This is a genomic window from Mesorhizobium sp. CO1-1-11 (assembly GCF_020164995.1).
Lineage (GTDB): Bacteria > Pseudomonadota > Alphaproteobacteria > Rhizobiales > Rhizobiaceae > Mesorhizobium > Mesorhizobium australicum.
This window is the reverse complement of record NZ_JAIUHE010000004.1, coordinates 180658-206393: the sequence shown is the minus strand read 5'-3', so window position 1 is coordinate 206393 and position 25736 is coordinate 180658. Positions and strand designations below refer to the sequence as shown.

Below are 25736 nucleotides of genomic sequence, written 5' to 3'. Positions count from 1 at the left end.
GGCGCATTTGAGACGGCGCATCTATAGCGTCTTTGACGGGAACAGATAGGGCCTTTCCGGTGTTCCAGAAGACCAACATACTCCACGAAAGGGAGGCACCACCTTGAATTTCCTCCAATCCGTGCCGGCGATCCGCCGCATCGAGACCAGCCGCGACGACCTCTTTGCCATCGATGTGGTCGGCCATGTCTCGGCCGCCGATGCCGAAAACCTGTTCGGCCTGCTGGAGGCGGCCTATTTGCTCCATCAGAAAATCGACGTGGCCGTGCGCATAGTCGATCATGAGGGCGTCGACTGGGCCGACATCTCGGACGAGACCATCAAGAAGGGTGCCGTCCATGCATTGGAACATATTGGCCGTTGCGCGGCGATCGGCGCCCCTGACTGGACGCCGAATGCACGACACGCCTTGCCGGCTTCCTCGCCCGTCGAATTCAGGCATTTCAAGATCGAGGACGAAGCCGCTGCCTGGGAATGGCTCGGCGCGCGGCCGACGAGTGAGGAGGCGACCGCCGCTCCAGAAAGAGGATGAAACGGTTCTCCCGGCTACCCCCCTTCTACCTGACGATGGTCAGGCGTTCGGCGGCCCGGGTGATAGCTGTGTAAAGCCAGCGCTGGCGCGTTTCCTTGAAGGCCCAGCTCTCGTCGAACAGCACGATCTCGTTCCACTGCGAGCCCTGCGCCTTGTGCACCGTCAGCGCATAGCCATAGTCGAAATCGTCGAAGCGCTTCTTCTGCTGCCAAGAGATTTCGGCGTCAGGATCCTCGAACGCCGCCTTCAGCAACTTGATTTTCGCGACGCCGCGATCCGGATCGTCCTCCTCGGGCGAAACCAGAAGATTGATCCCGGGCTTGACCGTCTCGCGCGACGAGGTCATCACCTTCCACAGCGAGCCGTTGAGCAAGCCCTTGGCGGGATCGTTGCGCAGGCACACCAGCTTGTCGCCGGCTTGCGGATAATCGGCATTGAAGCCCTTGAGCTCGCGCAGGCGCTGGTTGTAGCGCCGCCGCGTGCGGTTGGTGCCGACCAGCACCTGGTCCGCCCTCAGCACCAGTTCCTGATTGACGTCTTCCTTGCCGATCACCTTCGCGGTGCCGTAGTCGCCGCGCATGAATTCGCGGCCCTCGCGCACATCGAGCGCCAGCCGCAGGATCGGATTGTCGCGCGCCTGCCGGTGGATCTCGGTCAGCAGGAAGTCTGGCTTATGGTCGGTGAAGAAGCCGCCACCCGAGATCGGCGGCAACTGGCCGGGGTCGCCCAGCACCAGGATCGGCGTGCCGAAACTCATCAGGTCACGGCCAAGCTGCTCGTCGACCATCGAGCACTCGTCGATGACGACCAGTTTGGCGCGCGAGATCGGGCTCTGCCGGTTGAGTGAGAAGGTTGGCGACATCGAGGTCTTGCCGGTGACCTCGTCGGCCACCGATTCCTCGCCCTTGGGCCGGTAGATCAGCGAATGGATGGTGCGGGCGTTGACCGCGCCCTTGGAGCGCAGCACCTGGGCGGCCTTGCCGGTGAAGGCTGCGAACTGCACCTGGCCGTCGACATGTTCGGCGAAATAGCGCGCCAGCGTCGTCTTGCCGGTGCCGGCATAGCCAAACAGCCGGAACAGCTGCGGCGTGCCGGTCTTCAGCCAGCGGGCGACCGCTTGCAGCGCCTCATCTTGTTGGGGTGAAAATTCCATCTGATCGTGTGACCGGATTCGCGAGGCAAACACAAGATCGCCGCCACCACCATCGACACGCCGGTGGCGAACTTCCCTGCTGTTCAGGCTATCAGCCGCAAGCAAGAACGTAAAGGGAACGAAAATTCAGTTGGCAGCGTGCGGATCGTTCTCCAGCAGGATCGGCTTGCCGTGTGGCGTGGCGTGCGCGGCGCGCTCCCAGGCCCGCGCCATCGCATCGACGTCCGGCTTGGCAGCCAGCCCCTTGGAGGCGAGCAGCCCTTCCAGCGCCGCCAGCCAATGCTCGTAATAGTCATGGCCGTCCGCCGCGGCATCCGGCTTCTTCACCTCGGCTGACAGGGCATCCGCCCATTCGTTCCACGAAAACAGGCCCTTGTCGTGCAGTGCCACAGTCATGGCGAAGGCTTCGGCCTGCCATGGCTCGGCGAACACCGGTGCGTCGAAGCCGGCGGGCAAACTGGCGGCGGATCCCTTCGCTTCAGGCCGGCTCAAGATAGCTCTCCCAGGCGTCGATCGAGACGGTCAGTGTCGGGTCGGCGCCCTCGCCCCAGATTTCCGTGCCATCGAAAACCACGGTATAGACCCATTGCGGATTCTCACCCTGCCCATGCGCGTTGCTGTCGGGAAAGACGAAGCCGTCGCGCACCGCCTCGATGGTGCCCAGCTTGTCGCGCGCATAGCGCGGCAGTCTGGTATGGCCGGTCGGGTTGAAGTTTTTCGTCCGCACCGAATCCCCGGCCTTGAAGCGCGGCGCTGTCTCCACCGGCCGATCGCAAGGACCGCCGTCGGCCAGCACAGCGGGAACGTTTTCCGCCTTCAGCACTCTTTTGGGCTTCACCGCCGGATCGATCGCCTCGCCCGCCCCGAGGTCGCGCTCGCTGACAAAACCATGCCGCTTGAGCAGGGTCTCCAACGCCTTGATCCAGATCTGATAGTAGCTGGAGCCATAATAATCGGCCGGATGCAGGGACTCCCGTGCGTGCCGGCTCTCGTCGATGTTCCAGGCACCCATGCCGCCGGCGCAGAGCGTCACGCCGAGCGCCCGCCTCTCCCATTCGGCGTGGAAATACGGCTCGTCTCGTTCGGGCGCAACCGGCCCGAAACCCATCTGTCCGCCGAGATCCTGCGGCCCGTTCATGCCGGTTGACTCGCCAGAGCCGTGCCGATCATGGCATCGCGGCTCACCAGCTCAGACAGCCGCTCCTCGCTCCAGCCTTCGGTGCCCTCCGGTCGCATCGGCACCACGAGATAGCGCAGTTCCGCCGTCGAATCCCAGACGCGTATCTTCGTCCCCGCCGGCAGCACCAGCCCGAACTCCTCGAGCACGCCGCGCGGATCGATCACCGCGCGCGACCTGTAGGGCGGCGCCTTGTACCATACCGGCGGCAGGCCAAGCACCGACCACGGATAACACGAGCACAATGTGCAGACGACGAGGTTGTGGGTATTCCCGGTGTTGAACACCGCCTGCATATGCTCGCCTTGCCGGCCGGTATAGCTCAGCGATTCGATCGCCGCCGTCGCGTCGCGCTTCAGCCACGCGGCAAAAGCGGGATCGCTCCAGGCCTTGGCCACCACCCGGGCGCCGTTGCGCGGACCGATCTTCGTCTCGTAGGTATCGACGATAACGTCGATCGCGGCCGGATCGATCAGCCCCTTGCGGGTCAGGATGGTTTCCAGCGCGCGCACCCGCGCGGCAAACGGATCGAGTTCGTTGTCGTGGTCATGATCGTGGGACATGACGGCAAACTAAAGTTCCGATCCGCCGGCCGCAAGTATCACGGCTTGGGCCAGCGGAACTCGGTGCGTGCCGCCTGCTACTCGGCGGCAGTCTTCTGCGGTTCACCGGGGATGTCGTCATTGGTGCCGAACAGCGAGGGCTGGTCGCCCTCTTCGACCAGGTGCAACTCGGCCTTGCGCTTCGGCATGAGCCTGACCAGCCAGCCCGAGAAATTCTCCATGTAGACGTAGATCACCGGTGTCACGAACAGGGTCAGCGCCTGCGAGGCGAGCAGGCCGCCGACGACGGCAACGCCCAGCGGCTGGCGCAGTTCCGCGCTGGCGCCGGTGCCGAGCGCGATCGGGAACGTGCCCATCAGTGCCGCCAGCGTCGTCATCATGATCGGCCTGAACCGCATCAGGCAGGCTTTGTGGATGGAATCGGTGGCCGACATGCCCTCTCGTCGCAGTTCGAGTGCGACGTCGACCATCATGATGCCGTTCTTCTTGACGATGCCGATCAGCATCAGGATGCCGATCACCGCGATGACGGACAGATCCATGCCGGCGAAACGCAAGGCGACAACCGCCCCGAGCACAGCCGACGGCAGGCCGGTCAAGATGGTGAGCGGGTGAATGAAACTCTCGTACAGAATGCCGAGCACGATATAGATGGTCAGGATGGCGCCGCCGACCAGCAGGCCCTGGTTGGCAAGCGAATCCTGGAAGGTCTTGGCGGTGCCGGCGAAGGTCGTCGAGATCGCCGTCGGCATGCCGATCTGCTCTTTCAGCGCGTCGATGCGTTTCACACTGTCGCCCAGCGCCACGCCCTGCGGCAGGTTGTAGGAGATCGTCACCGCCGGAAGCTGGCCGAGCTGGTTGACCGTCAGGGCTCCGGCCGTGCGGTCGACCCGGGCGAAGGCGCCGAGCGGCACCAGGCTGCCGCTCGCCGTCCGCATCTGGATGGCGAGCATCCGCTCCGGCGACCATTCGATCTTGGGATCGAGTTCGGTGATGACTTCGTAACTGTCGGCCGAGCCGAAGATCGTTGAAACCTGGTCGGTGCCGAACCCGCCATAAAGGGCCGAGCGCAGCGTGTCGGTGTCGATGCCGAGTTGGGCGGCCTTGTCGCGGTCCACCACCAGCGTCGCCTGCAAGGCGTTGTTCTGCAGGTCGCTGGTGACGTCGGTGAAGGTCGTGTGGTCGGCCGCCATTGCGTCATTCAGTTTCTGCGCCCACTGATCCGTCAGGCCGGTATTGAGGCCCTGAACCACGAGCTGGTAGGCACTGGCCGACGAGCGTGAGCCGAGCCGCAGATTCTGCACCGGCTGCATGTAGGTCTCGATGCCCGCCACGCCGGCCAGAGCCTTGCGCAGATCCGAAAGCACCTTCTCGATATCGGGACGCTGGTCCTTGCCCTTGAGCTGGACGAAGAGCTGTCCCTGGTTCAGCGCATTGTTACCGCTGCCCGCCGACCACGCCACATGGTCGACATAGGGCGACTTCGAGAACACGCTGGCCACCTGCCCTTGCAGCTTGGCCATGGCGTCGAACGAAATGTCCTGGCGCGCGATGGTGGTCACCGAAATCTGGCCGATATCTTCTTGCGGGAAGAAACCCTTCGGCGAAACCTCGATCAGCCACACCGAGGCTGCCGCGGTGCCGACGAAGACGAGGAACACCAGGAAGGTGTGCCGCAGGCAGAAGCTCAGAATCCGATCGTAGCCGCGCGTGAGGAAATCGCGCTTGTGGCCAGCACCATGTGCCTCGCGGTCGGCCTTGGTCACCGACAGCAGCCGCGAGCACAACATCGGCGTCAGCGTCAGCGACACGAACATGGAGGCCAGGATGGCGACGGTCACCACGACGGCGAACTCGTTGAAGATGCGCCCGATCACGCCACCCATCAGAAGCACCGGGATGAACACCGCCACCAGCGAGATCGAGATCGAGATGATGGTGAAACCGATTTCGCGCGCGCCCTTCAGCGACGCGTCGAAGGCCGACAGCCCATCCTCTTCCATATGGCGGAAGATGTTTTCGAGCATCACGATGGCATCGTCGACGACAAGGCCGACGGCGAGCGTCAGGCCCATCAGCGATATGTTGTCGATGGAAAAGCCGAACAGGAACATCGCGCCGAGCGTGGCGATCAGCGAGATCGGCACCGCCACGGCCGGGATGATGGTCGCCGTCACGCGACGCAGGAACACGAAGATCACCATCACCACCAGCGCGATGGTCAAGAGCAGCGTGAACTGCACGTCGTCGACCGCCTGGCGGATCGAACTCGAGCGGTCGTTGAGCAGCTTGATCTGGGCTGCGGCCGGCATCTGGTCCTGGAAGGACGGCAGCATCGCCTTGACCTTGTCGACGACGTCGACCGTGTTGGCGTCGGGCTGGCGCTGCACCGCCATGATGATCGCGCGGGTACCGTCATACCAGCTTGCGGTCGTGGTGGTCTGCACTGAATCGACGACACGGGTCACCTCGCCCAGCCGCACCGGGTGGCCGTTCTTGGTAGCGATGATGAGGTTTGAGAAACCGGCCGCGTCGGTAAGCTGCGTGTTGGCGGTGATGGTGAGCTGCTGCTTGTTGTTCTGCAGCACGCCGAGCGGCGTGTTGCTGTTGGCGGACGCGACCGCCGCCTGCAGCTGATCGATCGAGATGCCGCGCGCGGCAAGCGCGGTCGGATCGATCTGGATGCGCACCGCGTATTTCTGCTGGCCGAAGATCGAGACCTGCGCGACGCCGTCGATGGTCGACAGCGACGGCGAGATGACGTTTTCGGCGAAGGCATCGAGGTCGGTCAGCGGCACCGTGTCGCTGACCAGCGACATCAAGAGGATCGGCGCATCGGCCGGATTGACCTTGCGGTAGCTCGGCGGCGACGTCATCTGCGGCGGTAGCGATTTCTGCGTGCGCGCGATCGCCGCCTGGACGTCGGCGGCGGCCGCGTCGATGTTGCGGTTGAGCACGAACTGGATGGCGATCGAGGTCTGGCCGAGCGAGTTGGTGGTCGAAATGGAATCGATGCCGGCGATTGTCGCGAACTGCTTGATCAGCGGCGTCGCCACCGATGTGGCCATGGTTTCCGGCGAAGCGCCGGGCAGCGAGGCCGAGACGTTGACGACCGGGAATTCGGCGCTCGGCAGTGCCGCCACCGGCAGGAATTTGTAGGCGAACAGTCCGCCCAGCACGAGGGCGAACGACATCAGAAGGGTGGCTACTGGCCTGCGGATACAGAATTCGGAGATCATTGGGCCGCCTCGCCGGCGTTGGTCGCCTCGGCCACCTTGGGCGCGGCCGCCTTGCCTTCATGCACCGCGGCGCCGTTCTTCAGCCTTGTCTGGCCCTCGGTGACGACCTTCTCGCCGCTTTTCAGCCCCTGGCTGATGGCGCTGTTTGCGCCTTCGGTCAACGCCACCTGCACCGGCCGCATCTCGACAGTGCTGTCCGGCTTGACCACGTAGACGAACGGCCCCTTCTGGCTGGGCTGCACCGCCACGGTCGGAACCGAGGTCATCCGCGGCATGATGCCGGCGTCGAGCACGACATTCACATACTGGCCCGGCCAAAGGGAAAGATCGGCATTCGGAATACTTGCCCGCGTCGCGATCGTGCCCGATGCGGTGTCGACGCTGGAATCGACGAAATCGAGCGTGCCCTTGCCGATCGGCGTCGGGTCGCCGTTCTGGATCAACGTCACCGCGTTCTGCTGTGGATTGGCGAGCGCCTTGTGAAGCAGCGCAAGGTTGCTTTCCGGCAGATTGAAGTTGACCTGCAGCGGGTCCATCTGGGTGATGGTCACCAGTGGCGTCGCCGTGCTGCTGTTGCCGTTGCTGACGGTGACGAGGTCGCCGACGGCGACATTCACGGCACCCAGCCTGCCGGCGATCGGCGCGGTGATGGTGGCAAAGCCAAGCTGGACATTGTCGGCGTCGATCGTCGCCTTGTCGGCATCGACGGTCGCCGCCGCCGCCTTCTGCGCGGCAACGGCCTGGTCGTAGGTCTGCTGCGTACCGGCCTGCTTGGCGACAAGGTCCTTAGCGCGCTGAAGGTCGGAGTTCGAGCTGGCGAGCAGCGCCTGGTCCTTGGCAAGCGCTGCCTGGTCCTTGGCGAGTTGCGCCTTCAGCGCCCGGTCGTCGAGTGAGAACAGGAGGTCGCCCGCCTTCACCATCTGCCCGTCCTTGACGTCGATCGACACGATCTGGCTGGAGACGCGCGCGTTGATGTTGACCACGGCCGGAGAGGAGACGAAGCCAATGGCATAGCGGCGGATCGGGAAATCCGCGGTCGTCGCCGTCGCCGAAACGATCGAGGCCGAACGGGCACCGTTGCCGCCACCCGCCGCCTTGTCCCCCGCCGCCGGCTTTTCGGTCGCTGGCTTGTCTGTCGCGGCGACCTGCTTTGCGCCGAGGAACTGCTGAGCCTTGTTCAGCGCGTCCGGCGACAGATAGAGCCAGGCCGCGCCGACACAGGCGACCGCCAGCAATGAAAGCATGACTTTTCCACGCATCGACAAAAGACCTCTCCGTCCGACACGCCATAGCCAGGTGGTCGTATTCTAGCGCAATTCCCGGCTCACTGCCGCGATTTCGCCGAATAGATAGGACGCGGGTTTGTCGGAAAAGGGCCAAAACACGGCATTACGAAGATTTAATGTGCACTGCACAATAGCTGTGCAGCCGGCTATCCTCAAAGCCGGAAGCCGGATGGGCTCCGAAAAATGGCCTCCGAGAGGGCAGCCTTATCTAGCGCAGCATCGGCCAAAGCGTCGCCGCCAGCAGCACGCCCATGGCGATGTTGAACCATTTCAACCGCACCGGGTCGGACAGGAAGCCGCGTAGTGCCGTGCCGAATCCGGCCCAGACCGAGACACTGGGAAGATTGACCACAGTGAAAGCCACGCCGATCAGAATGACGGACAAGAATGGCCGTTCGGGATTGGTATAGACGGCCATCGCGGTGATTGCCATCACCCAAGCCTTGGGGTTGACCCACTGGAAGGCCGCGGCATCGATGAATCGCATCGGCCGCGCATCCGTCTCGCCCTTGCCGCTGAGCGAGCGCGACATGGCAATCTTCCAGGCGAGATAGAGCAGATAGACGGCGCCGGCGATCTTAAGCCCGGTGTGCAGCGCGGGGAACGCGGTCAGCACCGCCCCAAGCCCGAAGCCGACGGCAAGCAAAAGGACGAGAAATCCGATGCTGATGCCGAGCATATGCGGGATAGTCCGCACGATGCCGAAATTCACGCCCGACGCCAGCAGCATAAAGTTGTTCGGGCCCGGCGTGACCGAGGTCACCAGGGCGTAGAGCAGCAGGGCAAGGAAGGCGTCGAGGGTCATGACGGCTCCAAAGGTCAGCAATACTGACTTAAATCGACCGGGCGCCGGACGCAACGTCATTCGAGTGGTCCAATGCGCGCCGCAGTGATCCGCCTGTACGGCCAGCGGCGCGTCAGTTCCGACGGCGATACTTCAGAGCCCAGAGAAGCCAACTGAAGATGACAATGGACCCCGCGTGGAAGAAGATCAGGTCCCAGAATCTGGTTGGATTATCTGCATAGGCAACCCATTCATTGCCTCGTAAGGCTGGGACTGTCATCGTCACCCAGCCGTGGGCAAGCACCCAGATCGAGTATGCGATCAGTGCGTACATCATCACATGTATCACCAGATCTTGTCGTGGGGTCATGCGCCACCAAGTCTCAGTTCGCTTTTCGGATCGCCTCGCCGACCGTGATTGCTGAACTTTAATTTCGTATGACTGCTACATCCCCTGCGGGCCGCGGTTCATGGCTGCCACGCCGGTGCGGCAGATCTCGACCAGGCCGAGCGGCTTCATGATGGCGATGAACTGGTCGAGCTTGGAGCCCTTGCCGGTGATCTCGAAGATGAAATGCTCCGTGTTGGCGTCGATGACGCTGGCGCGGAACGCGTCGGCGAGCCTGAGCGCCTCGACCCGGGCCTCGCCGGTGCCGGCAACCTTGACCAGCGCCAGTTCCCGTTCCAGCGGCCGCTCCTGTCCGAACTCGTGCGAACGCACGGTGAGATCGACCACGCGATGCACCGGCACGATGCGCTCGAGCTGATGCTTGATCTGCTCCAGCACATGCGGCGTGCCGCGCGTCACGATGGTGATTCGCGACAGGTGTTTTTCATGCTCGGTTTCCGAGACGGTCAGGCTCTCGATGTTGTAGCCACGCCCGGAAAACAGGCCGATGACCCGGGCAAGCACGCCCGGTTCGTTATCGACCAGCACGGAAAGCGTGTGGTTTTCCGGCCGTTCCGTTTCCTTGGCGATGAAGTAGGCGGAACCGGTGGGTTGAAGGTGCTGTGCGTTCATGACATGAATCTCAAATTCTTGATCTAACTATCTGTTTCCGCACGGCTTATCTTGACAAGCCCTGCCCCGGTCCGTCGTCTACACCAGTTCCCTGCCCTTGGCGTCGATTGCATTGGCCACTACCTCGTCGGTGGCCTCGTCCGGCAACAGCATCTCGTTATGCGCCTTGCCAGACGGGATCATCGGGAAGCAGTTGGCGAGCGTCGCCACGCGGCAGTCGAACAGCACCGGTTTCCTGACCGAGATCATCTCCTTGATCGCGTCGTCCAGTTCGTCTGGCTTGTCGCAGCGAATGCCATGGCCGCCATAGGCCTCGGCCAGCTTGACGAAGTCGGGCATCGCTTCGGTGTAGGAATGCGACAACCGGTTGCCGTGCAGCAGCTGCTGCCACTGGCGCACCATGCCCATATACTGGTTGTTGAGGATGAAGATCTTGATCGGCGCGTCGTGCTGCACGGCGGCACTCATCTCCTGCATGGTCATCTGCACCGAAGCATCGCCGGCAATGTCGACGACCAGCGCGTCGGGATGCGCGATCTGCACGCCGAGCGCGGCCGGCAGGCCGTAGCCCATCGTGCCCAGCCCGCCTGAGGTCATCCAGCGGTTCGGCTTCTCGAAATGATAATGCTGCGCCGCCCACATCTGGTGCTGGCCGACCTCGGTGGTGATGTAGGTATCCATGTCCTTGGTCAGCTCGTAGAGCCGCTGGATGGCGTATTGCGGCATGATCACGTCGTTGTTCATCTTGAATGCGAGTGAATCGCGCCCGCGCCATTTGGCGATCTGCTCCCACCAGGGGTAGAGCGCCTTCTTGTCGCCCTTGGCGGTTGCCCGCCACAGCCGCACCATGTCTTCCAGCACCCGCCCGACATCACCGATGATGGGCACTTCGGTGTGGACGTTCTTGTTGATCGAGGACGGATCGATATCGATGTGGATCTTGCGCGAGTTCGGCGAGAACGCATTCAGCCTGCCGGTGATACGGTCGTCGAAGCGCGCGCCGATGCAGAGCATGACGTCGCAATCATGCATGGCCATGTTGGCTTCGTAGGTGCCGTGCATGCCGAGCATGCCGAGCCAGTTCTTGCCCGACGCCGGGTAGGCGCCGAGCCCCATCAGCGTCGAGGTGATCGGGAAACCGGTGAGGTCGACCAGTTCGCGCAAGAGATGGCTCGCTTCCGGGCCGGAATTGATGACACCGCCGCCCGAATAGATCACCGGCTTCCTGGCGCCGGCCATCAGTTCGACCGCCGCCTTGATCTTCTCCAGGTCGCCCTGGACCTTGGGCTGGTAGCTGGTGCGCGGCGCGATCTGCGGCGGCACATAAAAGCCCTTGGCGAACTGCACGTCCTTCGGGATGTCGACCACGACCGGACCGGGACGGCCGGTCGTCGCGACATGGAAGGCCTCGTGGATGGTCGCGGCGAGTTCGTTGACGTCCTTCACCAGCCAGTTGTGCTTGGTGCAGGGCCGCGTAATGCCGACCGTGTCGCATTCCTGGAACGCATCGGAGCCGATGAGCGAGGTCGGCACCTGACCGGTCAGGCAGACCAGCGGGATCGAATCCATCAGCGCATCCTGCAGAGGCGTCACCGCATTGGTGGCGCCGGGACCCGATGTCACCAGCATGACTCCGGCCTTGCCGGTCGACCGCGCATACCCCTCTGCCGCATGGCCGGCGCCCTGTTCGTGCCGCACGAGGATGTGCTCGACCTCGTCCTGCTGGAAGATCTCGTCATAGATCGGGAGAACGGCGCCGCCGGGATAACCGAAGACATGCTTGACGCCATTGTCCTTCAGCGCCTGCACCACCATTTCGGCGCCGGTCATTTCCCTACCTGCCATCTCGCGCCGCTCGTTCTGTCCATTGCTCATCGGTCTGGTCCCGTACTGTCCGCCATTGGGCGTTGCTGGTCGTTTAGTCGTGTTTCAGGCAATAAAAAAGGCCCCCGAGGGAGCCTGTTTCTGCGCATGGGGGGATTTCGCCCGGCGGTTACACCGCCTTGCCCACGCGCCTTCCTACGAGAATGAGTGCCGTTTTCATGGTGGCGGACCATAAAGGCGAAGTCGCGGGGTCGTCAATGGGGTACCGCACGAATTCACTCAGCCGTGAGATCGGCTCCGCCGCGCGCTACCATAGTACAGTTGAGCCCATCCCATCGACGCACCACTATGCCGGGCTGACGACGTGCCTGGGAGGAGACGCGTTGCCGGCGAATGGGAGTCCCATTCCAGGCAGGGAGGTCCTGGCCGGCCGCTTGCTGTTCCAGTGGAAGCCCGAACAGGCGTTCTTGGAAACCGACAACCGGAGGAGAAACCATGCTCGAGAGAACACCCACCACGAAGGCGCAGGCCCTGCTCGACAAGCTTGGCAAGGCGCTGGAGACCGGCGACATCGACGCGGCGGTCAACTGTTTCCAGGCGGATTGCTACTGGCGCGACCTCGTCACCTTCACCTGGAATCTCCGGACGATGGAGGGCCAGGAGCAGGTCCGCGACATGCTGAAAGCAACCCTGGCTGGAACTCGGCCGAGCGACTGGAAGGTGGCCGACGGCGAGGAGGCGACCGAGGCGGACGGCGTCACCACCGCCTGGATCACCTTCGAGACCGAGGTGGCGCGCGGCTTCGGCCTGGTGCGGTTCAAGGGCGACCTGATCTGGACCTTGCTCACCACCATGGCCGAACTCAAGGGCCATGAGGAGAAGGCCGGTTTCAATCGGCCGCTCGGCGCCAAGCACGGTCACGGCAAGGACAGGAAATCCTGGCGCGAGGAGCGTGATGACGAGATCGCCGAACTCGGCCGCGGCAAACAGCCTTATGTCGTGATCATCGGCGGTGGCCAGGGCGGCATTGCGCTCGGCGCGCGCCTGCGCCAGCTCGGCGTATCGGCCATCATCATTGAGAAGAACGAGCGTCCCGGCGATTCCTGGCGCAAGCGCTACAAGTCGCTCTGCCTGCACGATCCGGTCTGGTACGACCATCTGCCCTATATCGACTTCCCCAAGAACTGGCCGGTCTTCGCCCCGAAGGACAAGATCGGCGACTGGCTGGAGATGTACACGAAGGTGATGGAGCTGAACTACTGGTCCTCCACCTCGGCTAAATCCGCGAAATACGACGACAAGACCAAGGAATGGACCGTCGTGGTCGAACGCGACGGCGAAGAGATCGTCCTCAAGCCCAAGCAGTTGGTGCTGGCCACCGGCATGTCCGGCAAGGCGAACTGGCCGAAATACAAGGGCCAGGACATCTTCAAGGGCGAGCAGCAGCATTCCTCGACCCATCCCGGCCCCGACAAATATCGCGGCAAGAAGGTCGTGGTCATCGGCTCCAACAACTCCGCCCACGACATCTGCGCGGCTCTCTGGGAGGGTGGCGCGGACGTCACCATGGTGCAGCGCTCCTCCACCCATATCGTCAAGTCCGACACGTTGATGGATATCGGGCTCAGCGCACTCTATTCCGAGCAGGCGGTGGAGAACGGCATGACGACGCGCAAGGCCGACCTGATCTTCGCCTCCCTGCCCTATCGCATCCTGCACGAGTTCCAGATCCCGCTTTACCAGCAGATGAAGGAACGCGACGCGAAGTTCTACGCGGACCTGGAAAAGGCCGGCTTCCTGCTCGACTGGGGCGATGACGGCTCAGGCCTGTTCATGAAATATCTGCGCCGGGGTTCGGGTTACTACATCGATGTCGGCGCCTGCGACCTGGTCATAGACGGCTCGATCAAGCTCAAGAGCGGACCAGGTGCGGCGGTGCGGGAATTGACGCAAACCGGCGTCAAATTCGCCGATGGCACCGAATTGCCGGCCGATCTCGTGATCTACGCCACAGGCTACGGCTCGATGAACGGATGGGCGGCGGACCTCATCTCGCAGGAGGTGGCCGACAAGGTCGGCAAGGTCTGGGGCCTTGGCTCCAACACCGCCAAGGATCCCGGCCCCTGGGAAGGCGAGCAGCGCAACATGTGGAAGCCGACCCAGCAGGAGGCGCTGTGGTTCCATGGCGGCAACCTCCATCAGTCACGCCACTATTCGCAATATCTGGCGCTGCAGCTCAAAGCCCGGCAGGTTGGCTTGCCGACACCAGTCTACGGGCTGCAGCAGGTCCATCACAAGGGATAGTCAGCTTCTCCTGCATCGACACGGTGAACCTGTCCCGCGTCGGCGACATCGAACAAGGCGGCAACGGCGAGTTCGCCGCTGGGGCTGGTCGGCGATGGCGTGAAAACGCCCTCGTCAGCCAAACGCTCGCGGCAGGGCCGGTATGCCGCCACCGCGCTTTCGCCGTCGAAGCAGAAGGACATGGCTGTCTCCTCCTGATCATTGGTCTCGTCAGGGCCGATTGGCGAAGTCGTGCACGACGCGCTGCAGCAACGGCACATAGTCGCGAAACGCCCGCGTCCGCATGTTGGCGACCTTGCCGCCCTCGTCCCAGATGCGAACCCGCACCGCTTCCTCATGGAACGGGTTCTCGCGGAACGCAGCCACCTCGTCGGCACTCATCGGTCCGCCCTGCAGCGACAAGGTATGAACCGAAGCCGGCGACAGCCTGGAGAAATAGGTCGGGTCGGCGGCGCAGAGATAGCGCTTGGCGGCAACGTGCAGCCGGACGCACTCGACGATGACAGGCGGGAAGAACGGCGCCAGCACTTCGCCGCCGGCCTCGTCATGGTGCTTGTCCTCGACATCGTCAGGCGAATAGGTGCCGAACTCGCTGGTGTAATGGCCGATGTCGTGCAGCAGCGCGGCGGCCACCAGCACGTCTGGGGCTCCATCCTGTTCCGCCAGCCAAGCCCCTTGCAGCATATGCTCGGACATCGTCACCGGCTCGCCGAGATAGGATTCGGCGCCCCGGCGCTCAAAAATGTCGGCGATGAATTCGACGATGGTGTCCGCGTTCAGATCCTGGCCGATCATTCCGCGGCCTCCTTGAAGCCGTGTTCGATCGCCGCGAGCGTCGACAACAGGCCGTCCTTGTCGGCGTAGCATCCCTGCAGCCAGCGCTTGCCGGTGCCGGAAAACGCCTTGCGGGCATGCATGACGCGGGTGTTGTCGACGATGAAGGCCTGGCCGGGCTCAAGCTTGAAGGTGACTTCGAAGGATGGATCCTCGATCAGCTCGGCGAAGCGGCGGTAGGCGGCATAATAAGCGCCCATCTCGGCGAACGGCACGTCGACGGTCGGCGCCAGCGAACGGTTGTTGAAGCGGATGCAGATCAGTTCGCCGTCGGGTCCAAGCTCGATCATCGGGCGCTTCGCCTGCAGCCGCACGCCGGACGACCCCGCATATTCGAACCGCGCCGCATGGGAACTCAACAGCCGAAAACCTTCGGGATTTTCCGTTTGAAGAGCGGCCGCGGCCGCAAAGCCGTCCACGACGCTGGATTCACCGCCCTCCACCGTGTTCTCGATGCAGGACAGGATCTGCAGCGTCGGCACCGGATCGCGATAGGGATTGTCGGTATGCGCCTGCAGGCCCAGATTGGTGTAGGCAAGATTGTTCGGGTTGACCTCGGCGCGCACTTCGAACCAGCGCCCGTAATTGGTCTCCCTGACATAGCCGAACAGGTCGGACACCTTGCACAGCGCCCCGGATTCGGCCGGCAGCCCGTCCATCACCGCAAAACCATAAGTCCTCACCGCCGAAAGCCATTCGCGCAGGACACCGCGGCCATGCAAGGCCGCCGGATAGCTGGCGCGCGGCACCGCGTTCTGCATCGTCGCCCTGGTCCAGCGCTGGATGACATCGCCTGTCCAACCAGGCTGGCGTGTCTCGTCGCGATCATAGGCGTTCGCACGCAGCCATTGGGCGGGAAAGCTGACCGTTTTTCCCTCCGGCTCGAAGCTGATCTCCAGCGCTCCGGCCTTGATGGCGGCAGCGCCAATTCTCGTCTTCGCCGGAATGTCGAGGATGGTGATCAGGCGTTGGCCATTGCCGGCGCTGCGCGTCTTGTCGTCAAGCGCGTTGTCGCGCAGCCAGACGGCGTGGAAGCGGGTACGCTTGCCGTCTGTCCAACCAAGTTCGATTGTTCTGCCTTCATCGCCAACCAGCACGTGGGTGAGCATGGAAATCCGTCCTGTCGCCTTGTTGCCCACGGTTCGTACCGTGGTTTGGATTGCATGTTGACCTCCCGAAAGGCATAATTCCAATTATCATTTTTTGGCCAATGGCAGCGATTTGGTAATGGCTCGGCGAACCGCTCCTACCCTCCCTCCACTCGACTGGCTGCGCAGTTTCGAGGCTGCGGCACGGCTGTCGAACTTCACCGCGGCGGCAGCCGAACTCGGCCTGACCCAGGCGGCCGTCAGCCAGCACATCCGGCTGCTCGAGGAAAGGCTGAAGACGCGTCTGTTCTCGCGGCTGGCGCGTGGGGTCGCGCTTTCGCCGGAAGGTGCCGCCTACCTGCCCCACATCCAGTCGGCCTTCGCCACCATTGGCAGCAGCACCACGGAACTGTTCGAACCGCGCGCCGTCCAGACCGTCTCGCTCCGGGTGCCGATCTCGTTTGCGCTGCTGGCGCTGGGTCCGGCGCTGCCCGACCTCGCCGAGGCGCTGCCGCGCATCCAGCTTGATCTGGTGACGATCCATCGCCCGACCGACTACGATTTGCCAGGCTCGGCGCTCGACATCCGTTTCGGCAACGGATCCTTTCCCGGACGCGAGGCCGAGAGGCTGACCGCCGAGCGGCTTGTGCCGGTGGCAAGCCCGGCCTTGGCCAGTGCCGCCGACTGGACATCGCTGCCGCTGCTTCTGGTGGCCGGCGCACGCGAGATGTGGGCCGAATGGTTCGCGGCGGCCGGATTGGCCGGCCATCCCCGGCGCTCGCATCGCTTCGACAGTTTCGTTGCCGCCATGCATGCGGCGAGCGCCGGTGCCGGCGTCCTCCTTGGGTCGCGGCCCCTAATCGACGCGGCGCTCGACGGCGGAGCGCTGGTCCGGCTTTCCGTTTTTGAGCTGCCCAGCACGTCAGGGCATTTCCTGACGAGGCCGTCGACCGCGCACCTGACCAGCGCCGAGCAGGATTTCCGCCATTGGCTGCTGAAGCGCCTCGCCGGGAAGGCATGAGTGACTGGCGTTACCGCGACGCTGTGCCGATGCGCTTCCAGTAGATCAGCGTGCCCGTCAGCCCGCCATGCGGCTTCAGCGCATAGTCCGGAACTTCGCCGGCCAAGGTGAAGCCGAGCTTCTCATAAAGTCCCGACGCACCCTCTTCGCTCGCCGTATCCAGAACCAGCAGCGTGCGTCCCTTCTCCGCCGCGAGGCGTTCGGCGGCTCGCATCAGGCGCGTCCCGACACCCCTGCCCCGCTGCCCGACCGATGTCATCAGCTTGGCGATCTCGGCCCGATGCGGCTGATTGGGCGGACAGTCGAGCAGCAGGGTGACGGTGCCGACCAGAGCGCCGCCGTCCCATGCCCCAAGCACCATTCTTTGCCCTCGTGCCGCCGCGGCCAGCGACGTCTCCCAGAACGCGCTGGCAACATCCAACGCCAGCGGATGCATGAAGCTGACCGATCCGCCGGCGGCAACCGTTTCGACCAGCAGATCGGTCAGCTGTGCGAGTGTTTCCCGGCTTGCGGTCAACGGCCCGATTTCTATGACGTTCATACCTGGTCCTCTGGAAACGATTGATGGGTCGACAGCGCCGCTTCAGTCGAGATGGCGCACACGCCGCCGCTTGCGCGCGGCCTTGATGGCGCCGATGCGTTCGGTGTCTTCTTCCTTGAGATGCCGACCGCGCTCCAGGATCTCGAGCGTGTACTCCTTATAGGTCAGGCCCAGCCGTTCGGCCTTGTCCATCCGCATCAGCATGACTTCGCGGCTCGGCGCCTTCCATGCATTGGCGTGCGCGGCCTGCCAGGCCAGGAAGATGTATGGATCGCCCTTGCCCCATGGCGGCCCCTTGTAGTCGTCAAGAGGCGGCCCCCCATTGTGGGAGCGCTTTGGCCGTCGTGCCATGACGTCAGCTCCTGACCAGGGCGACGAGATAATCGGCGCCCGGCTCCAGCGCATGAAAGGTGCAATCCGACGGCGCTCCGAGCGCCAGGCAGTCGCCCGGTTCGAGCCTGTGCACCTGGTCACCCTCGGTGAATTCGAGTTTTCCCGAGATCAGCCAGATCTGCTGCTTGATGAAGGCGTAGGAAGCCGCCGGCAAGCTGACCTTCGCGCCCGCCGGCAGATGGACCTTGATCAGTTCGAGCGGCATGTCGCAGACCGGCGACAAATGCCGCCTGACATAGCCTGTGTCGGGGTCGCGCCACACTGGCTGGCCGGCTGCGCGCAGCAGCCCGCCACCCTTCAATTCCGCCCGTGCGATGAGGGTCGAGAGCGTCATGCCGAAGGCCGCCGCTATGCGCACCAGAAGTGCCGCCGTCGGGCTGGTCATGCCACGCTCGATCGTGCTCAGCATTGCCTTGGAAACACCGGAGTGTTCGGCGAGCTCGGCCAGCGACCAGTCCCGCATGGTCCTTTCGGTATGGATGCGCCTGCCGATGGTCGAGGAAATATCGTTCGCTATATCATCCATTCGTCCATTATAACGAAACCGACAAGTGCGTGAAGAGCCATTTCAAAGCAATTTTCACCAGGACCTTAATCCTCTCTACACCATCCGACCTCATCCGACCTTAACCCCGTTCCTGTAGGGTACGGCCTCAAGGGAAATGGGGATTGGCCTGTCCATGTATGTCGAACGCGAAGCTTCGGTCGGAGAACCGACATCGCAGGAGCGCCGCACAGCCGACCAGCACGACAAGCGCATCCTGGGCAATGTCGTGCAATGCGACGGTGCGCGCGCCACCATCAGCGCCTATGCCGACGACGCCGACGGCGCGATCACCGGCCTGTGGACGGTCGGCAAGATGATCTCGATCAACCTTGGCACGACACGAACCGTCGGCCTGGTCTACGCGATCGGCAAGTCGGATCTGGCCTGGAACAGTGACGGCAAGAACGCCATCGAGGTCAGCATCGAGCTGATCGGCGAAGTCCGTGACGGCGCCGAACCCGGGGCCAGGCCGATCTTCGACCGCGGCATCACCATCTATCCGCATATCGGCGCCGTCGCGCACCGCATCCGCACCCGCGACCTGCAGGCGGTCTATGACCTGGCCGGCCGCCATTCCATCACCATCGGCTCGCTGGCGCAGGACGAGGCGATCGCCGCCAACATCGCCATCGATGACACGCTGGCGCGCCACTTCGCCATTGTCGGCACGACCGGCGTCGGCAAGTCGACAGCGGTGTCGCTGCTGCTGCGCAAGTCGATCGCGGCGCGACCGGACCTGCGCATCCTGATCCTCGATCCGCACAACGAGTTCGCGGCTTCGCTGCCAGAATATTGCGTCAGGGTCGATTCCAAGACGCTCGACCTGCCGTTCTGGATGTTCACGCTGGAGGAATTCGCCGAAGTGCTGTTTCGCGGACGCGAAACGGTGCCGGAAGAGATCGATGCCCTTCGTGACCTCATTCCGCTCGCCAAGAATCTCTATCGCAACCCCGGTTCAGGCGCCTACCTGAGGCGCGGCAGCGATGCGCTGACCGCCGATACGCCGGTACCCTACCGCATCGCCGACCTGCTCAAGCAGATCGACGAGCGCATGGGCATGCTCGAAAGCAAGACCGATCGTCCAACCCTCAAATCGCTGAAGACACGCATCGAATCGGCGGCGGCCGATCCGCGCTACCGCTTCATGTTCAATTCGCGCCTGATCGAGGACACCATCCACGAAACGATCGGCAACATCTTCCGCGTGCCGCATCATGGCCGTCCGGTGACCTGCTTCGAGATGGCCGGCATGCCGTCGGAAGTGGTCAATTCCGTCTGCTCGGTGCTGGCGCGTCTGGCCTTCGACCTTGCTCTGTGGAGCGAAGGCAAGCTGCAGCTGTTGTTCCTATGCGAGGAAGCGCACCGCTACATGCCCGCCGATGCGCGTCTCGGCTTCGCGCCGACCCGGCACGCGCTGTCGCGCATCGCCAAGGAAGGCCGCAAATATGGCTGCTATCTCGGCGTCGTCACCCAGCGCCCCGGCGAGCTGGACCCGACTATTCTCTCGCAGTGCTCGACCTTCTTCGCCATGCGGCTCGCCAACGAGCAGGACCAGGCGATCATCCGCTCGGCAATCGCCGACTCTTCTGCCTCCACGCTCGCTTTCCTGTCCTCCATGGGCCAGCGCGAAGCGATCGCCTTCGGCGAAGGCGTGGCGACGACCATGCGGCTGAAATTCGAAAGACTGCCCGCTCACCTGCTTCCAGGCACGGCCAAGCGCGAGGAAGACGTGACGTCCAAGGCCGGCGAGGTCGACCTGGTGGCGATCGTGGAGCGGCTGCGTAACGTGCCGAAACCGCAGAGCCAGGCGATGGCTTTCGCCGAGGTGGTCGATTCCGGCCGGCAGGCGGGCGACCCCGACTACCGCAAAGCGCCGGCGGCGGCGCGCGTGCAGTCGGACGAAGATTTCGACACACGCTACGGCCTCAAACCCGCCACCTTCGGCCTGCGCCCGCAGAACGATTGAGCTGAGCGTCAGGCCTCCATGAATAGTCCCGAGAATCCGTGCAAGCGGCCTATCCCGTCTTCGTCGGAAAGCTTGGGCGAAGCCCGTCAGGGAGTTGGTCAGGCTGAGCCGATTGGTGTTTTGGTCCGCGAGCATCGGCCTTCGCCGGCCGCAGCCTTAAAGCGCAACGTCTCATAAGTGCTTCGGCCGGCGAAGGCCGGAAGCGCAGAAGCCGGCATCAAGCGGCCAGCATCACGAATTCAGTGATGGGATCTTAGGCGCAGACGCGGTTGCGGCCTTGCCTTTTGGCTTCGTAGAGCTGGCGGTCGGCGCGGCGATAAAATTCCTCCGCCGTTTCCTTGCGATCCCAGACGGCAAGCCCGACGCTGGTGGTGATCTTGAGCCGGACATTGTTGCCGGAGAGGATCGACATGTTGGCGATCGCCTTGCGGATGCGCTCGGCGAATTTGGCCAGAAGGTCCGCCTCCATGTTGGGCGTGACCACGGCGAACTCCTCACCACCCAGGCGCGCCACCACATCGTGGAAACGTGTCATGTCCCTGAGGCATCTGGCGACAGCCTTGAGCACCTCGTCGCCAACATCGTGGCCGTGCGTGTCGTTGACCTGCTTGAAATGGTCGAGATCGAGGATCATCAGCCCGACCGGTTTTTCGATGCGCCGGAACTCCTCGAGATATTCCTTCAGCGCGTCGTCGAAATAGCGCCGGTTCTGCATGCCGGTCAGGCCGTCGGTCAGGGCGGCATGCTCGAGCGTTTCGGAGCGGGCGCTGAGCGACACCGTCATGGCGCGCAGCTTGCCCTCTTCGGTCGCCTGCTTGCGGATCAGCGGATAAATGAAGAAGATGCCGAAAAACAGCGCGGTGGCGAGCAGTACACCGGTCGCGAACAGGAGTTTGTTGAGGTAGATGACCTTGTCGAGGCCGGAGGCCGTATGGAGTTCCGTGGCGAAGGATTGCAGTTGCCCATAGGCGTGCAGGGTCACCAGGCCAGCAGCCAGGATCACGAAGATAAAGACGAAAAAAGCGGATTCCGCTTTGTGGAAACGCATCTGCTCCCCGATGGAAAAATACCCCATGACCTTATCGCAGGGACCGACTTACGGAGCGTTAATTCCGACAACTTCGGCGAGAACCCTTCCCTCAGGGGCAACTTTTTAAGTTGCATTAGCAACAAGTGTTTGGATCGTGGTTTCGAGATCGTCACCGGGGCGAAGTCTCTGCCATTCCGGCCCCAACTGATGGCGAAACCAGGTAGCCTGCCGCTTGGCATATTGCCTTGTCGCTATCTTGGCGCGCTCGATCGCCTCGGGAAAGCTCGACTGCCCTGAGATCGCGGCCTGGAGCTCGCGGACCCCGATCGCCTTCATCGCCGGCAGGTCTGGATCCAGACGAAGGGCCGCAAGCTGCTTGACTTCCTCCAGCGCGCCCTTGTCCAGCATCTGGTCGAAACGCCTTTCGATGCGGTCAACCAATGCTGCCCGATCCGGCTCGACGACCAGGAAATGCGCGCTCGGCCTGTCGATGAGCGGCAGGCCGCGCTCTGCCTGCCAGTCCAGGATCGACCGGCCGGAGGCGTCGAGCACCTCGAGCGCCCGCACGATGCGCTGGCTGTCGGTTGGCTTCAACTGCATGGCGACGCTCGAATCCTCGCGCAGCAGCAAGGCATGCAGCTTGACCGCGCCTTGCTCCTTCAATTCGTAGCGCCAGCGGTCGCGTATCCGTTGTGGAATATCAGGCATTTCCGAAATCCCTTCCGCCAGCGCACGAAAGTACAGGCCAGTGCCACCGACGAAGATTGGCCGCCGCGAGAGCGTCCCGTCATCAATGAGTTTCATAACGTCGCGCAGCCAGGCGCCGGTCGAGTAGGCGGTGCCGGGATGGACATGCCCATAGAGAAAATGCGGCGCTCGTGCGAGTTCGGCCGCCTGCGGCCGGGCCGTCAGCACGTCGAGAACCGCATAGCCCTGCATGGAATCGGTGTTGACGATGACGCCGCCTGTGCGTTCGGCCAGTTCAAGCGCCAGCGCCGACTTGCCGCTGGCGGTCGGCCCGGCTATCAGGATCGCGTTCTTCACGCGGCCTTCGTCCGCATCCGTGCCGGAATTCTCGATGCCGCTCATTGCCACGCTTGTTTCCCGTCCCGCCGATCGCGCTCTGTCGCCATCGCTTGCGAATATGGCCTCACGGTCGGTGGGCGCAAGCGCTGTCGTATGGCTGGCCGAAGGCATTGCCTGTGACATTGCCCTGCCGCCAGCGGCGCAGGCTGATGAAACGACCGCGAGCCTTCGTACCGCACTGGCCGCTGAGCCCGTCGACGTGATCGTCCAGCAGGCTGAAACACGCCGCAAGAAAATCCTTCTCGCCGACATGGATTCGACCATGATCGACCAGGAGTGCATCGACGAGCTGGCCGACGAGATTGGCGTCAAGGATCATGTCGCGGCGATCACCGCACGGTCGATGAACGGCGAGATCGCCTTCGAGCCGGCGCTGCGCGAGCGCGTGGCGCTCCTCAAGGGGCTCGATGCCGCCGTCGTCGACCATATCGTCGCCAATCGGCTGACCTTGGCCTCGGGCGGCCGCGCGCTGGTCCAGACCATGCGCGCCAACGGCGCCTGGACGGCGCTCGTCTCGGGTGGGTTCGAGGTTTTCACGACGCGCATCGCTGCGATGCTTGGCTTTCAGGAAGACCGCGCCAACCGCCTTCTCGACCAGGATGGACGCTTCACCGGGCTGGTCGGCGAGCCGATCCTCGGCCGCGCCGCCAAGGCCGAGGCGCTGCTCGAAATCTGTGCACGTCTTGGCCTGACGCCGGCCGATGCCATCGCCGTCGGCGACGGCGCCAACGATCTCGACATGATCCGCCTGGCCGGAACCGGTGTCGCGCTGCATGCCAAGCCCACCGTCGCGGCGCAGGCAAAAGTCCGGATCGACCATGCCGACCTCACTGCGCTGCTCTATCTGCAGGGCTACCGGCAGGAAGAATTCGTCCAATGAAGCCAATCCGTACCGAACGCCTGATCCTGCGCAATTGGGAGGATCGCGACCGCGAATTGTTCCATCGCATCAATTCCGACGATCGCGTGATGGAGTTCTTCCCGTTTCGCCGCGACCGTGCCGCCGCCGACGCCAAGATGGATGAGTTCCGCGCCTGGGTCGATGAGGACGGCTACGGCTTCGCCGCGGCCGAGATTGCCGCGACCGGCGAATGCATCGGTTTCGTCGGCCTCCTCGCGACCGATGATGTGCCATCGCTGCCGGCCGACACAATCGAGATCGGCTGGCGGTTGGCTCCCGAATTCTGGGGCAAGGGCTATGTCACCGAGGCCTCGGAGGCATGGCTGGCCCACGGCTTCGAGACACTGGCCGTCGACGAGATCGTTTCCTTCGCCGTGGCGGAAAACCACCGCTCGACCGCCGTTATGAAACGCCTCGGCATGACCGCCGACCCATCGAGCGATTTCGACCACCCCAGCATTCCAGACAGCCATCCCGCGCTCAAGCGGCATGTGCTCTACCGGCTGTCGCGCGAGGACTGGCAGGCAAGAAAAAGGGCGGCTCTCTAACCGCCCTTCCATCAAAATCAGATTTCTGCCGGCGTACTGGATCAATCCATCCGGATCGTAACGAAGCGCAACTCACCGGTCTTCGACGCCAGCATCAAGAGCGCGTTCTTGCGGCCCTGCTCCTTCAGCGCGCCGATCCGGTCCATGACGTCCTTGGGCGTGGCGACCGACTCCTGCGCGATCTCGGTGATCACCTCGCCCGGCTGGATACCGCGTTCCGCGGCGGCGGAGTCCTTGGCCACGTCGGTGATGACAACGCCGGAAACATCGCCGGCGATGCTGAACTTCTTGCGCGTCTCGTCATTGAGTTCGCCGACCGTCATGCCAAGCACCGAGGCGGTCGAGACGGCCGGAGCCTTGTCAGCGCCCTTGTCCTGGTCGGGATTGCCATTCTCGCCGCTCGCCAGCTTCTCGCCATCCTCGAGCCGGCCGAGCGTCACCTTCACCGTCTGCTCGACACCCTTGCGCACGATCAGCACGTCGACGGCCTTGCCCACCGGGCTTTCGGCGACGACGCGCGGCAGGTCGCGCATTTCATGGATGTCCTTGCCGTCGAACTTGATGATGACGTCGCCGGCCTGGATGGTGCCGTTGTCGACAGGTCCGCCCTTGATGACGCCGGCCACCAGCGCGCCCTTGGCGGTCGCCATGCCGAGGCTTTCCGCGATGTCGTCCGTCACCGGCTGGATGCGCACGCCGAGCCAGCCGCGCCGCGTCTCGCCATATTGGCGCAACTGCTCGACGACGCCCGAGGCGAGCTGCGAGGGAATGGAGAAGCCGATGCCGATCGAGCCGCCGGACGGCGAAATGATCGCGGTGTTCATGCCGATGACCTCGCCGGCGCTGTTGAACAGCGGTCCGCCGGAATTGCCGCGGTTGATCGCCGCGTCGGTCTGGATGAAGTCGTCATAGGGGCCTGAATTGATGTCGCGGTTGCGTGCCGAGACGATGCCGACCGTCACCGTGCCGCCGAGGCCGAACGGATTGCCGACCGCCATCACCCAGTCGCCGACGCGCATCTTAGTGGAATCGCCGAATTTCACCGCTGTCAGCTTGTGGCCTTTCGGATCGACCTTCAGCACCGCGACGTCGGTCTTGGTGTCGGTGCCGACCAGCGTCGCCTTCAAGGTCACGCCATCGGAGAAATTGACCTCGATGTCGTCGGCATCGGCGATCACGTGGTTGTTGGTGACGACGATGCCTTGTTCGGCGTCGATGACGAAACCCGAACCGAGCGACTGCACCTTCTGCGAGCCGCCATCCTTTTCGCCACCGCGGTTCTTGAAGAAATCGTCGAAGAAATCCTGGAACGGCGAGCCTTCGGGCAGTTGCGGCATCGGCACCGCGCCCGGCCCTTCCGTGCCCTTCACCGTTTGTGATGTCGAGATATTGACCACCGCGCCAAGCACGCCTTGCGCCAGGTCGGCGACCGAGGCCGGTCCGTCGGCGGCGAATGTCGGGGCCACGAAGGACGGAACGGCGACGGCGCCCAGGACCAGCGCTGCCGCGCCGGCGACCAATGTCCGTCGAGCGGCGTCCAAAAGGGTGTTGGATGTCATCGAGAAGCCTCCCGGCATTTCTAAAAGAGAAAAGCGCTTCGACGAAAACGCCGTGTCGCGCCATGATGGCAAGAAATACGGCACGTTTGCGGCTATGACTATCGGTGGAGTGTAAATCGAGCGTTATTCCGCAAACCGCCGCCTCTACACGCCCCGCACCAGCCAGACGACGCCAACACCAATGGCGATCGCCGCCAGCCCGCCGATCCGCAACGCATTCTCCGGCATCGACAGCACTTCGCCCGCGAGCTTCTTCGCAAGGCGGGGAAAGCCGCCATAGACCAGGCCCTCTATGACGAGGACCAGGCCTATCGCCGCGAAGAAATCCTGCACCGGCCG

At 63.5% G+C, this 25736-nt stretch carries 25 protein-coding genes; 6 read left to right on the top strand and 19 right to left on the bottom strand.

Annotated elements, in window-relative coordinates:
- The first annotated feature begins 103 nt into the window (after nt 1-103).
- A complete protein-coding gene (locus LB554_RS06250) occupies nt 104-532 on the top strand; it encodes an STAS/SEC14 domain-containing protein (protein WP_015317301.1) in 429 nt (142 codons plus the stop codon).
- A gap of 25 nt (nt 533-557) precedes the next feature.
- On the opposite strand, the gene LB554_RS06245 is transcribed toward LB554_RS06250, so the two are convergent.
- The 9 genes from LB554_RS06245 to LB554_RS06205 all read right to left on the bottom strand — a co-directional run bounded on the left by LB554_RS06245 (nt 558) and on the right by LB554_RS06205 (nt 11630).
- Nucleotides 558-1685 (bottom strand): ATP-dependent RecD-like DNA helicase, encoded by a 1128-nt coding sequence (locus LB554_RS06245; protein ID WP_015317300.1) that lies wholly within the window; start codon nt 1683-1685, stop codon nt 558-560.
- Between the two features lie 126 nt (nt 1686-1811).
- A complete protein-coding gene (locus tag LB554_RS06240) occupies nt 1812-2177 on the bottom strand; it encodes a nitrile hydratase accessory protein (protein WP_015317299.1) in 366 nt (121 codons plus the stop codon).
- Complete coding sequence (gene nthB / locus LB554_RS06235) at nt 2164-2823, bottom strand: nitrile hydratase subunit beta (RefSeq protein WP_224583595.1); 660 nt, start codon at nt 2821-2823, stop codon at nt 2164-2166. Before nthB ends, LB554_RS06240 begins: the two co-directional genes overlap by 14 nt.
- Nucleotides 2820-3425, bottom strand: a complete 606-nt coding sequence (gene nthA / locus LB554_RS06230; RefSeq protein WP_140788760.1) for a nitrile hydratase subunit alpha — start codon at nt 3423-3425, stop codon at nt 2820-2822. Before nthA ends, nthB begins: the two co-directional genes overlap by 4 nt.
- A 77-nt stretch (nt 3426-3502) precedes the next feature.
- Nucleotides 3503-6664, bottom strand: coding sequence for an efflux RND transporter permease subunit (locus LB554_RS06225; protein ID WP_224583593.1), 3162 nt, complete (start codon nt 6662-6664; stop codon nt 3503-3505).
- Entirely contained in the window at nt 6661-7923 is a 1263-nt protein-coding gene (locus LB554_RS06220; protein WP_140615751.1) for an efflux RND transporter periplasmic adaptor subunit, read from the bottom strand. Before LB554_RS06220 ends, LB554_RS06225 begins: the two co-directional genes overlap by 4 nt.
- Nucleotides 7924-8158: 235 nt before the next feature.
- Nucleotides 8159-8755 carry a LysE family translocator gene (locus LB554_RS06215; RefSeq protein ID WP_015317294.1) on the bottom strand — a complete coding sequence of 199 codons (597 nt, stop codon included), beginning with the start codon at nt 8753-8755 and terminating at the stop codon, nt 8159-8161.
- A 424-nt stretch (nt 8756-9179) separates the two neighbouring features.
- Nucleotides 9180-9755, bottom strand: coding sequence for an acetolactate synthase small subunit (gene ilvN, locus LB554_RS06210; RefSeq protein ID WP_013894763.1), 576 nt, complete (start codon nt 9753-9755; stop codon nt 9180-9182).
- 78 nt (nt 9756-9833) lie between these two features.
- Nucleotides 9834-11630: an acetolactate synthase 3 large subunit gene (locus LB554_RS06205; RefSeq protein WP_224583591.1), complete on the bottom strand. Its 1797-nt coding sequence runs from the start codon at nt 11628-11630 to the stop codon at nt 9834-9836.
- A gap of 444 nt (nt 11631-12074) precedes the next feature.
- Between LB554_RS06205 and LB554_RS06200 the strand changes: the two genes are divergently transcribed.
- Nucleotides 12075-13883, top strand: a complete 1809-nt coding sequence (locus LB554_RS06200; RefSeq protein ID WP_224583589.1) for an NAD(P)/FAD-dependent oxidoreductase — start codon at nt 12075-12077, stop codon at nt 13881-13883.
- Here the strand turns inward: LB554_RS06200 and LB554_RS06195 are convergent.
- The 3 genes from LB554_RS06195 to LB554_RS06185 are packed head-to-tail and all read right to left on the bottom strand — an operon-like array spanning nt 13871 to nt 15826.
- Nucleotides 13871-14065, bottom strand: a complete 195-nt coding sequence (locus LB554_RS06195; RefSeq protein WP_224583588.1) for a hypothetical protein — start codon at nt 14063-14065, stop codon at nt 13871-13873. The genes LB554_RS06200 and LB554_RS06195 overlap by 13 nt on opposite strands.
- Nucleotides 14066-14093: 28 nt before the next feature.
- Nucleotides 14094-14678: an HD domain-containing protein gene (locus LB554_RS06190; protein ID WP_015317289.1), complete on the bottom strand. Its 585-nt coding sequence runs from the start codon at nt 14676-14678 to the stop codon at nt 14094-14096.
- Entirely contained in the window at nt 14675-15826 is a 1152-nt protein-coding gene (locus tag LB554_RS06185; protein WP_224583586.1) for a gamma-butyrobetaine dioxygenase, read from the bottom strand. Before LB554_RS06185 ends, LB554_RS06190 begins: the two co-directional genes overlap by 4 nt.
- A gap of 118 nt (nt 15827-15944) precedes the next feature.
- On the opposite strand from LB554_RS06185, the gene LB554_RS06180 reads away from it, so the two are divergent.
- The gene (locus LB554_RS06180; protein WP_224583584.1) at nt 15945-16826 is read left to right on the top strand and encodes a LysR family transcriptional regulator; all 882 of its coding nucleotides are present in this window, start codon (nt 15945-15947) and stop codon (nt 16824-16826) included.
- 10 nt (nt 16827-16836) lie between these two features.
- Here the strand turns inward: LB554_RS06180 and LB554_RS06175 are convergent, their stop codons facing one another.
- The 3 genes from LB554_RS06175 to LB554_RS06165 are packed head-to-tail and all read right to left on the bottom strand — an operon-like array spanning nt 16837 to nt 18286.
- A complete protein-coding gene (locus LB554_RS06175; RefSeq protein WP_015317286.1) occupies nt 16837-17367 on the bottom strand; it encodes a GNAT family N-acetyltransferase in 531 nt (176 codons plus the stop codon).
- A gap of 42 nt (nt 17368-17409) precedes the next feature.
- Nucleotides 17410-17718 (bottom strand): hypothetical protein, encoded by a 309-nt coding sequence (locus LB554_RS06170; protein WP_224583582.1) that lies wholly within the window; start codon nt 17716-17718, stop codon nt 17410-17412.
- A gap of 4 nt (nt 17719-17722) precedes the next feature.
- Nucleotides 17723-18286: a helix-turn-helix domain-containing protein gene (locus LB554_RS06165; RefSeq protein WP_224583579.1), complete on the bottom strand. Its 564-nt coding sequence runs from the start codon at nt 18284-18286 to the stop codon at nt 17723-17725.
- A gap of 154 nt (nt 18287-18440) precedes the next feature.
- On the opposite strand from LB554_RS06165, the gene LB554_RS06160 reads away from it, so the two are divergent.
- A complete protein-coding gene (locus tag LB554_RS06160; protein WP_140822185.1) occupies nt 18441-20273 on the top strand; it encodes an ATP-binding protein in 1833 nt (610 codons plus the stop codon).
- A 253-nt stretch (nt 20274-20526) separates the two neighbouring features.
- Here the strand turns inward: LB554_RS06160 and LB554_RS06155 are convergent, their stop codons facing one another.
- On the bottom strand, nt 20527-21321 hold the full coding sequence (locus tag LB554_RS06155) for a GGDEF domain-containing protein (protein ID WP_140660958.1): 795 nt from the start codon (nt 21319-21321) through the stop codon (nt 20527-20529).
- A gap of 105 nt (nt 21322-21426) precedes the next feature.
- Nucleotides 21427-22392 carry a tRNA (adenosine(37)-N6)-dimethylallyltransferase MiaA gene (miaA, locus tag LB554_RS06150; protein WP_140788793.1) on the bottom strand — a complete coding sequence of 322 codons (966 nt, stop codon included), beginning with the start codon at nt 22390-22392 and terminating at the stop codon, nt 21427-21429.
- Between miaA and serB the strand changes: the two genes are divergently transcribed.
- Nucleotides 22382-23269: a phosphoserine phosphatase SerB gene (gene serB / locus LB554_RS06145; RefSeq protein ID WP_224583576.1), complete on the top strand. Its 888-nt coding sequence runs from the start codon at nt 22382-22384 to the stop codon at nt 23267-23269. The two genes, miaA and serB, sit on opposite strands and share 11 nt — an antisense overlap.
- Complete coding sequence (locus tag LB554_RS06140) at nt 23266-23838, top strand: GNAT family N-acetyltransferase (protein WP_224583574.1); 573 nt, start codon at nt 23266-23268, stop codon at nt 23836-23838. The genes serB and LB554_RS06140 overlap by 4 nt, the downstream gene beginning before the upstream one ends.
- Nucleotides 23839-23879: 41 nt before the next feature.
- On the opposite strand, the gene LB554_RS06135 is transcribed toward LB554_RS06140, so the two are convergent.
- Both LB554_RS06135 and LB554_RS06130 read right to left on the bottom strand, forming a co-directional pair.
- Entirely contained in the window at nt 23880-25397 is a 1518-nt protein-coding gene (locus tag LB554_RS06135) for a DegQ family serine endoprotease (RefSeq protein ID WP_224583571.1), read from the bottom strand.
- Nucleotides 25398-25541: 144 nt separating this feature from the next.
- Nucleotides 25542-25730: a DUF2065 domain-containing protein gene (locus LB554_RS06130; protein ID WP_015317277.1), complete on the bottom strand. Its 189-nt coding sequence runs from the start codon at nt 25728-25730 to the stop codon at nt 25542-25544.
- Nucleotides 25731-25736 lie beyond the last annotated feature (6 nt).